Annotated in this window: 3 protein-coding genes; 2 read left to right on the top strand and 1 reads right to left on the bottom strand. The window is 53.3% G+C overall.

Features of this window, described 5'->3' with window-relative positions; all coding sequences use genetic code 11:
* Positions 1–135 precede the first annotated feature (135 nt).
* A complete protein-coding gene (locus AC2VLY_RS09670; RefSeq protein ID WP_486922175.1) occupies positions 136–876 on the top strand; it encodes a HugZ family pyridoxamine 5'-phosphate oxidase in 741 nt (246 codons plus the stop codon).
* Positions 873–1538 (top strand): thiopurine S-methyltransferase, encoded by a 666-nt coding sequence (locus AC2VLY_RS09665; protein ID WP_193649656.1) that lies wholly within the window; start codon positions 873–875, stop codon positions 1536–1538. Before AC2VLY_RS09670 ends, AC2VLY_RS09665 begins: the two co-directional genes overlap by 4 nt.
* 34 nt (positions 1539–1572) lie before the next feature.
* Here the strand turns inward: AC2VLY_RS09665 and AC2VLY_RS09660 are convergent.
* Positions 1573–2099, bottom strand: a 527-nt coding sequence (locus tag AC2VLY_RS09660; protein WP_486922174.1) for a LysR substrate-binding domain-containing protein, incomplete at its 5' end; no start/stop codon positions are given.

The following is a 2099-nucleotide window of genomic DNA, read 5'->3' as shown; positions in this document are numbered from 1 at the left end:
ATTTACGCTCATCAGGTTTTTTAGTGAAGATAAATGGAATTGGGGAATTCGCCAAGTGGCAAATAATCGACAGATAAATAATCACTCTTTAGACTGCAGAGGTTGGGCTGAAAGCCCCCCGGTCCGGATAATCTCATGAAACCTATTGACCAAGCTGTTGCCATTGGCGCAGAAGCCAGGCGATTCGTACGCACCTACCATAATGGATCGCTCTGCACCCTCTCCAAAAAACTGGAAGGCTATCCTTTTGCCTCGGTCAGTCCTTTTGTGCTCGATGCTGCAGGTAATCCAGTCATTCTCATCTCCAATCTGGCCGAACACACCAAAAATATTGATGCCGATCCCCGGGTAAGCCTGCTGGTTTATCCCTGTGCTGACAATCCGCAAGCTGTGGGCCGGGTGACCTTGACGGGGCGCGCGGCCCGCTTGCCCGACAAAAATGGTTTTGGAGACCGCTATCTGCGCTATTTACCCCAGACACATGATTACTTCGCCGCCCATGATTTTTATTTCTATCGGATTCAGGTCGAAAACATTCGTTATATTGGCGGCTTCGGCAAAATCCACTGGGTGCGGCCTGAACATTATGCACCTCCACCAACGGCGGCTCTGGTGGAAGCTGAAGCAGGGATTCTTGCCCATATGAACGCAGATCATCGTGACAATTTACGAGATTATTGTCGGTATCTGCATGCTTACGAGACTGTTGATGTAGAAATGGTAGGTATTGACTACGACGGTTTTGATGTTCGTGCCGATGGCAAATTGTTGCGCTTTGATTTTCCTGAGCCCATCACCGGCCCGCAAGAAGCCCGGACAGCGCTGGTCGCCATGGCCCGGCAGTGCCGTGAAGCGCAAAGACAGAAAACCAAATGAATCAGGCGTACTGGCGACAACGCTGGCAGGAACATCGCATCGGCTTCCATCGTCCGGATGTTCACCCACGACTGCCCGCCTTTTGGGATCGTCTGCAAGTCGCTCAAGAGGGTACGGTTTTCGTCCCGCTGTGTGGCAAGAGCCTGGACCTGCTGTGGCTGGTCGAGCAGGGCTATCGGGTGCGCGGCGTCGAACTCAGCCCTATTGCTGTCCAGGAGTTTTTTCAGGAACACAATCTGCATCCGCAAGTGGACAGCGTGGGTGCCTTGCAACGGTGGCAGGCGGGTCCTGTCGAAATCTTTTGCGGAGACTTTTTCGACCTCACCTGTGCAGAACTGAAGGATATTGCCGCCGTATACGATCGGGCTGCACTCATTGCCCTCCCCCCGGAATTGCGCCGCGCCTACACCGAAAAATTACGGGATATTCTTCCCCATCGGCCACCGATCCTGCTCATCACCCTCGATTATCCTCAGGAAACCCGGCAAGGCCCACCCTTTGCTGTACCAGAGACCGAAGTCTGCGCACTCTACCAACCCTCCTGGGCCGTACAGCACGTGTCCTCCATCGACTTGCGTGAGGAGGGATCCACGGATTCCAATCGCTTTGAGGAGCTGGTATTCGTGCTCCGTCGTGATGACGGTTCGTATTTTTCGGGCTGATTTGCTCTTGTAAACAGTACCTACGATTGGCCAGTTACGAGTGAATTTCAGCGTCTGGATTGATCACATATCGACCTATGGGCGGAAGCCCTACAGTGCCTGTTTCCAGAAATTCCAAAAAGGCACGTATGGTGTGGGACTGATAAGCTGGTTGTGGTCTGGCCATATATAAAGTCCACTGGATGCCACGCGGCGCAGGTAGACGCCGCGCCTGTACGCGCCAGTCTTTTCGGCATAGCAAGGCGGCGGCTGTCACAAAACCGATGCCCAGACCTGCATCTACAGCAGCGCCAACCGCCTCAACACCCGACACTTCAATAGACTGTCTGGGGTTCAACCCGGCATCCCGAAAAACTTTTTCGACGGAGCGGCGGATTCCCGAACCCGGTTCGCGCCAGATCAGAGGGTAGGCCATCAGATCTTCCAGATTCAGAACATCGCGTTGCAACAAAGCGTGTCCTTCCGGAAATATCGTCATGATTTCATCATCCAGCCAGGGGGTTACAGAGTAATAGGAAGGCAAGCCTTCCAGATCCAGACCACCTTCCAGAAAGAATAAAT

This window comes from Acidithiobacillus sp. TH-A36 (genome assembly GCF_057473445.1).
This window is presented reverse-complemented; position numbering and strand designations above follow the sequence as displayed.

What these genes read in the sequence shown, in the direction of transcription:
- AC2VLY_RS09670 (WP_486922175.1), top strand. Translation starts at nt 136, where the DNA reads ATGAAACCTATTGACCAAGCTGTTGCCATTGGCGCAGAAGCCAGGCGA.
- AC2VLY_RS09665 (WP_193649656.1), top strand. Translation starts at nt 873, where the DNA reads ATGAATCAGGCGTACTGGCGACAACGCTGGCAGGAACATCGCATCGGC.